Raw genomic sequence first — 6,909 nt, 5'->3', positions numbered from 1 at the left:
GAAGAAATTCGGTACTCAGAATCTCTAATGTTTTCAACCGGTTGTCCGTCGATTTCCGGCCCGCAAAATCGGCGTGCCCCTCGAAAGAGATGCGTATTCTACAGCCCTGCCCCAAGGTGTCAACGGTTGCCGCGAAACTTTTCGTCCGCGGCAAACATCCACTGTCAGCAAATCGTTTTAGGCTGATAACACCTGCGTCGCCCAGGACGAGATCAACCCGGTCTCCGCCCGGTCGGGTGAGAGACTCAGAGGCAAGCCTTCTGTTCCCGTAGCGCAACCTTTTCCAGCACTTCAAGACGCTCGTCATTGTCCAGACGCGACCAGCCCGTTATTTCATCCATGGTGCGATGACAGCCAATGCAGATATCCTGCTCATCCAGCGCACAGATACTGACGCACGGAGATTTAACCCGGTCCTGTCGACGCATTATCGTCTCCCGCTTCCGATGGCTCACAGGGTTTGAGACACTTCAGGTAGTTTTCCGCATTTTTTACATAATGAGACGCGCTCATTTCCAGCATTTTTTTCTGGCTGTCCGTCAACTCGCGCTTTATTTTGCCTGGAGAGCCCACGACCAGTGAGCCGTCCGGCACTTCCATTCCCTCGGGGATCAGCGTATTCGCGCCGATCAGACAATGTTTGCCAATTTTTGCTCCGTTCAGGATAACCGCATTAATGCCGATCAGTGAATAGTCACCAATATCGCAACCATGCAGCATGGCCTTGTGACCGACGGTAACGCCACGCCCCAGGCTGAGGGCAAGACCCGGATCGGTATGGAGGACGGATCCGTCCTGGACATTGGTCTCCGGGCCAATCGTTATCAACTCGTTGTCGCCACGAATTACCACATTGAACCAGACACTGGCCTGCTCCATCAGCCGGACACTGCCGATAACCGTTGCGTTCTCGGCCACAAACTGGCCCCCTCCCGCCAGTTCGGGCTTTCTGTCGCCAAGCTCGTAAAACATATCAGCCTCCTTTGGCTGGTTCGAGAAGATCAATGCCGGCGTCATACACAGCGTTCAGAAAGTCTACCAGTACGACCGCAGACAGACCCCAGATCTGGAAACCCTCCCAGCGATAGCAGGGGACATAAAAAGTATTATTCAAAAAGTTCAGTGCGTCAGTACGTTCGCGGCGGTCCTCAAGAAAAAAGCTGACCGGCACCCGGAAGATACTTTCGATCTCGGCGGGGTTCGCGGTCAACGGATGATCGCCTGGAATCACCCCTACGTATGGCGTTACCAGAATCTGGTGCAGCGACATCACCTGGCTCAGTGGCGCTATCAGCTCAACTTTATCCGGCGGAAGACCGATTTCTTCATGGGTTTCCCTGAGTGCGGTAGCAGCCAGAGAATGGTCTTCCCGGTCCCGCCGCCCGCCAGGAAACGAAACCTGGCCGCGGTGAGTGCTCAGATTTTCCGATCTGAGCGTAAACACAATTTCCGGGTTGGCCAGATTATCAGTCACCGGAACCAGTACCCCTGCTTCCGGACAATCCAGCGTTAACAGCCGGGGGACATAATCTGACAGACGTTCGTGAAGTAACTCGCGCAAACTCTGGCTCCGTTTTTTAAATCGGATTCTTGAATGAGACACCCGCAGCGCGGATAGTTGCATTCTCAACAGCACATTTATCAATTTTACGGTGACCCGAATGAAATACTGCAGTACCTGTGGTGATCACGTCGAGCAGCGCATTCCGCAGGGCGACAATCGTTACCGCTACGTCTGTGTCAATTGCGAGACTATACATTACCAGAATCCGAGAATTGTCGCCGGTACCGTTCCGGTGATGGATGACCAGGTACTACTTTGCCGCAGGGCGATCGAACCCCGGTACGGGTTCTGGACCCTGCCCGCCGGGTTCATGGAGAATTCCGAGACCACGCTTGAGGCGGCTGCCCGCGAAACTCTTGAGGAAGCGCTGGCCACCGTGACCATGGGAGACCTCTACACCGTCATCCATGTGCCTCACATAGACCAGGTACACATGTTCTACCGGGCCACACTGACCAGCGAAGATTTCGGCGCTGGTGAAGAGTCGCTGGAAACCCGGCTTTTTGCTCTCAGTGACATTCCCTGGGACGAACTCTCGTTCCCCACCGTGCGCAGAACGCTTGAGCTGTTTCTGGAGGATCACAGCAAGGGCCGCTACACCGTTCATGTGGAAGATATCCGCTATCAGATGCGCAAGTAGAAGCGCTAGCTACAGGTCTTCCATGCGAAAAACGTCATAAGCGGGCTCTTCATAAGGATGAGCCTGCTTCAGGGCAGCAATGGCAGCTCTGATCGCGCTGTCTTCAGATACCAGCTCGACCCGATACTCATCCACCTTCTCAAGCTCCCCCGACTGCCCCAGAAATGGCTGACTGCCATCGAGCGGACGAAACTGACCCTGCCCGCGACATTGCCAGGCACAGCAATCGTAATCACCGATACGGCCAGCACCGGCAACAAATAAAGCATTTTTAGTTGCTTCCAGATGACTCTCAGGAACGAAATAGCAGAGCTTGTACATGGCCAACACCTCCCGAAAAAACAATATTTTGGCCAGATTAGGCAGTTACGAACTTACCCACAAAATCTGTGGATAACTCTGGGGAAAGATTTGGGTAACCTTCGTCCAGGCCCCGCAATTACTGCGCTTCCGTTAAATTGGCGACAAATTACCCGAAATCAATAACCTCTTATTTATCAATATTTTATATATGTCCAGCAAAAAATGCACTCGAACCCGAAGCTTTGCGCACAAGGCAGGCGCAGGCGCCCCGAAAATGTGAATAAAACTCTGACGTCAAGACCAGATCAGCGGATTTAGCGAAAAAAACCGGCCGGATAACGTCGTTTTACGGAACCACCCGGAACGTTTTTTTCTGACTTGCGCGCAGTCTATCCGTACCAGCGCCGGGCATTCCTGAAGATCTGTATCCAGGGAGCGTCTTCATTCCAGTTCGCCGGGTGCCATGAATACTGGGAGGTCCTGAACACCCGCTCAGGGTGCGGCATCATGATGGTGACCCGTCCGTTGGGCGTGGTCACACCCGTAATGCCGTGTTCCGAGCCATTGGGGTTGTAAGGATAGCGCCCGGTAACCTGACCATGGTTATCAACATAACGCAGAGCCACCAACTCGCTGTCAGCCAGTTGCTCTGCTGACGCACCATTGGCAAATTCAACGCGGCCCTCACCATGGGCTACAGCGATAGGCATTCTCGAGCCCGCCATGCCTTCCATAAAAGCGGACGGCGATGAAGGAACTTCTGCCATCACCAGACGGGCTTCAAACTGCTCTGACTGGTTGCGCACAAAACGTGGCCAGCCCGTGCTGCCCGGAATCAGTTCATGCAGGTTTGACAGCATCTGGCAGCCATTACAGACACCCAGGACCAGAGTGTCCTGGCGATTAAAGAAAGCCGCAAACTGATCCCGCACACGGTCACTGAACAGGATGGATTTCGCCCAACCTTCACCTGCACCGAGAACGTCACCATAGGAAAATCCGCCACAAGCCACCAACGTCTTGAATCCTTCCAGAGAGACCCGGCCTGAAAGCAGGTCACTCATATGGACATCAACGGATTCGAATCCGGCCCGGTCAAAAGCCGCCGCCATTTCCACCTGGCCGTTGACGCCCTGCTCCCTGAGCACCGCTACCCTGGGTTTTGCGCCGGTATTTATGAAGGGCGCAGCAATATTGTCCCCAAGATCAAATGTCAGCTCGGCGTGCAGACCGGGATCATCGGTTTTCTGCAGGTTATCGAACTCTTCCTGCGCGCAGTCTGCATTGTCCCGCAGAGACTGGATCCGGTAACTCGTTTCCGCCCAGAGTCGCTGCAATGCTGCCCGTTGGCGGGAAATAATTTCCCGCCCCGCGAACGAAAACCGCACCTGGTCTTCATCATTCAGGGTGCCAATGACCGAGGTGTGATCACCCAGGCCTGCAGCCGAGAACTGCTGCAATACAGGGCCGGTATCTTCGCGGCGCACCTGAACAACGGCACCCAGTTCTTCATTGAAAAGCTCTCTTGGAATCTGGGACGAATCCTCGGCAAGACCATCCAGTTTGATATCAATACCGGTATGACCGGCAAATGCCATTTCCGCCAGAGTCACAAACAGTCCACCATCGGAACGATCGTGGTAGGCCAGCAATTTGCCATCCCCGTTGAGGCCCTGGACGACGGCAAAAAATGCCTTCATGTCCTCCGGGTCATCAAGGTCGGGTGCAACCGCCCCCACCTGACCATAAACCTGCGCCAGACATGAGCCACCGAGGCGATTCTGACCGGCGGCGAGGTCAATGAGAATCAGATCGGTTTCACCGGCGTCGCTGACAAGCTGCGGGGTCAGCGTCCGGTTTACGTCCACTACCGGGGCAAAACCACTGACAATCAGCGAAAGCGGTGATGTCACGCTTTTCTGTTCCCCGCTGTCTGCTTCCCACACCGTTTTCATCGACATGGAATCCTTGCCCACCGGGATCGCAATTCCGAGGGCCGGACACAGCTCCATGCCAACGGCTTTTACAGTCTCATAAAGATTCTCATCTTCACCGGGATGCCCCGCCGCTGCCATCCAGTTCGCCGACAGCCGGATATCCGACAGCGCGGCAATGGATGCAGCGGCAATATTGGTGATCACCTCACCCACCGCCAGACGGCCGGAAGCCGGTGCATCGATTACCGCAACCGGGGTTCGCTCCCCCATGGCCATCGCCTCGCCGGTTCTGACATCGAAGGAAACCGAGGTGACGGCAACATCGCTTACCGGCACCTGCCACGGACCCACCATCTGATCCCGGGCAACCAGGCCGGTAATAGTGCGGTCACCGATGGTAATCAGGAAGTTTTTCGAAGCTACAGCCGGCAGACGCAACAGCCGGTCAACAGCATCGTTGACGTCAATCCTGCTGGAATCAAAGATTGGCTTGGTAAACGACGAACGGGTAACGCTGCGGTGCATTCTCGGCGGTTTGCCAAAAAGTACGTCCATGGGCAGCTCTACCGGCCGGTCGTCGAAATAGGAATCCGACAGCTGCAGATGGTGCTCCCCGGTGGCATCGCCGATCACAGCATAGGGGCAGCGCTCGCGGCGGCAAAGCGAGTCAAAGCGCTCCAGGTTCTCTGGTGCCACCGCCATCACATAGCGTTCCTGCGACTCGTTGCACCATATTTCCAGCGGGGACATTCCCGGCTCGTCACTGGGAATATCCCGCAGTTCGAAGCTGCCACCGCGGCCGCCGTCTTTTACCAGTTCCGGCATGGCGTTCGACAGGCCACCGGCGCCAACGTCGTGGATGAAGCAGATCGGATTGTCATCGCCCATCTGCCAGCAACGGTCAATAACTTCCTGGCAACGACGCTCCATTTCCGGGTTGTCCCGCTGGACCGACGCAAAATCGAGATTCTCATTACTGGAGCCGGAATCCATAGAGGACGCCGCACCGCCGCCCAGGCCAATCAACATGGACGGACCGCCCAGCACGATCAGCTTGGCGCCCACGGGAATGGTGCTTTTTTCAACATGATCAGGGCGGATGTTGCCAAGACCCCCGGCAATCATGATCGGCTTGTGATAACCGCGGACTTCCACACCGTTGGCGCCCGGAACAATGCTCTCAAAGGTGCGGAAGTAACCCGCAAGCGCGGGGCGGCCAAATTCGTTGTTGAAGGCGGCGCCGCCGATGGGGCCCTCAATCATGATCTCCAGCGGCGAAGCGATGCGCCCGGGCTTGCCATAACCAATTTCCCAGGGCTGGCCGTCACCGGGGATATTCAGGCTGGAAACAGTAAAGCCGGTCAGCCCGGCCTTGGGCTTGGAACCAAGGCCGGTGGCGCCCTCGTCGCGGATCTCGCCGCCGGAACCGGTTGCAGCGCCTGCCGCCGGTGCAATGGCGGTCGGGTGGTTGTGGGTTTCCACCTTCATCAGAATGTGGATGTCTTCCTCATGATAGCGGTAGATTCCGGATTCCGGATCCGGAAAGAAGCGACCACCTCTGCTCCCCCTGATCACAGACGCGTTGTCCTTGTAGGCTGACAGCACGCCCTCGCCATTCATTTCGTGGGTATTACGGATCATCGCGAACAGCGACTTGTCCTGGCCCTCGCCATCAATATCCCAGGAGGCATTGAAAATCTTGTGGCGACAGTGCTCCGAGTTTGCCTGGGCAAACATCATCAGCTCGACGTCCGTGGGGTCACGCTCGAGATGGGTAAACGATTTCAGCAGATAATCAATTTCATCCTCTGCCAGCGCCAGCCCCAGGGACTGGTTTGCCGCTACCAGCGCGCGCCGACCACCGGTCAGTACCGGCACCCGGTAAAGCAGTCGCGGCTCCTCGATATGAAACAGCAGTTCGGCACCGCCCATTTCATGGAACACTTTCTGGGTCATGCGATCGTGCAGCAGAGCCGCAATTTTTTCCCGCTGCTCGGGGCTGAGCCTTTTGCCCGATTTCACATAATAGGCAGTTCCACGTTCGATACGACGTATCTGGCGCAGGCCGCAGTTACGGGCAATTTCCGTGGCCTTGCTGGACCAGGGCGACAGCGTGCCGGGGCGCGGAATCACCAGGAAAAGCACACCGTCCGGTTCCTCGACAGGTACGCTGGGACCATAGGTCAGCAGCCGGTCCAGCACCGCCTGATCGCACGGCGTAAGATCGGACTCCAGATCAACAAAGTGCATGAACTCGGCGTAGAAATGCTCCATCTCAGGCACGATATCCTGGATACGCAAATGCAGCTTGCGGGAACGGAAAGGCGAGAGCGCAGGGGCGCCACGGAGTTCGAGCATGATCTAAACCTGTGCACGGAACGGGTTTATCGGGGTAATACGTAGAGGTAGTACCCGGCCATCTGAAAGGCCGCAATGATACTTGAAAGCGAAGCCGGGATACAGGT

At 56.1% G+C, this 6,909-nt stretch carries 6 protein-coding genes; 1 reads left to right on the top strand and 5 read right to left on the bottom strand.

The window, feature by feature from the left end; translation table 11 throughout:
* Positions 1 to 245: 245 nt before the first annotated feature.
* From VJ956_RS06120 to VJ956_RS06110, 3 genes are read right to left on the bottom strand one after another with little or no spacing between them, the layout of a single operon-like run.
* Positions 246 to 428, bottom strand: a complete 183-nt coding sequence (locus VJ956_RS06120) for a DUF1289 domain-containing protein (protein WP_324082827.1) — start codon at positions 426 to 428, stop codon at positions 246 to 248.
* Complete coding sequence (locus VJ956_RS06115) at positions 406 to 972, bottom strand: gamma carbonic anhydrase family protein (RefSeq protein ID WP_324082824.1); 567 nt, start codon at positions 970 to 972, stop codon at positions 406 to 408. Before VJ956_RS06115 ends, VJ956_RS06120 begins: the two co-directional genes overlap by 23 nt.
* A gap of 1 nt (position 973) precedes the next feature.
* Positions 974 to 1,561: a CoA pyrophosphatase gene (locus tag VJ956_RS06110; RefSeq protein WP_324082823.1), complete on the bottom strand. Its 588-nt coding sequence runs from the start codon at positions 1,559 to 1,561 to the stop codon at positions 974 to 976.
* Positions 1,562 to 1,661: 100 nt separating this feature from the next.
* Here VJ956_RS06110 and VJ956_RS06105 point away from each other — a divergent pair, with 100 nt between their 5' ends.
* Positions 1,662 to 2,204, top strand: a complete 543-nt coding sequence (locus VJ956_RS06105; RefSeq protein WP_324082821.1) for an NUDIX hydrolase — start codon at positions 1,662 to 1,664, stop codon at positions 2,202 to 2,204.
* A gap of 9 nt (positions 2,205 to 2,213) precedes the next feature.
* On the opposite strand, the gene VJ956_RS06100 is transcribed toward VJ956_RS06105, so the two are convergent.
* Together VJ956_RS06100 and purL are read right to left on the bottom strand one after the other, a co-directional pair.
* A complete protein-coding gene (locus VJ956_RS06100; RefSeq protein ID WP_324082819.1) occupies positions 2,214 to 2,525 on the bottom strand; it encodes a YqfO family protein in 312 nt (103 codons plus the stop codon).
* A gap of 371 nt (positions 2,526 to 2,896) precedes the next feature.
* Positions 2,897 to 6,802 (bottom strand): phosphoribosylformylglycinamidine synthase, encoded by a 3,906-nt coding sequence (gene purL / locus VJ956_RS06095; protein WP_324082817.1) that lies wholly within the window; start codon positions 6,800 to 6,802, stop codon positions 2,897 to 2,899.
* Between the last annotated feature and the right edge of the window lie 107 nt (positions 6,803 to 6,909).

Source organism: Marinobacter sp., assembly GCF_035268745.1.
Taxonomy (GTDB): domain Bacteria; phylum Pseudomonadota; class Gammaproteobacteria; order Pseudomonadales; family Oleiphilaceae; genus Marinobacter.
The sequence above is the reverse complement of the archived record's forward strand: the minus strand, read 5'-3'. Positions and strand labels throughout refer to the sequence as shown.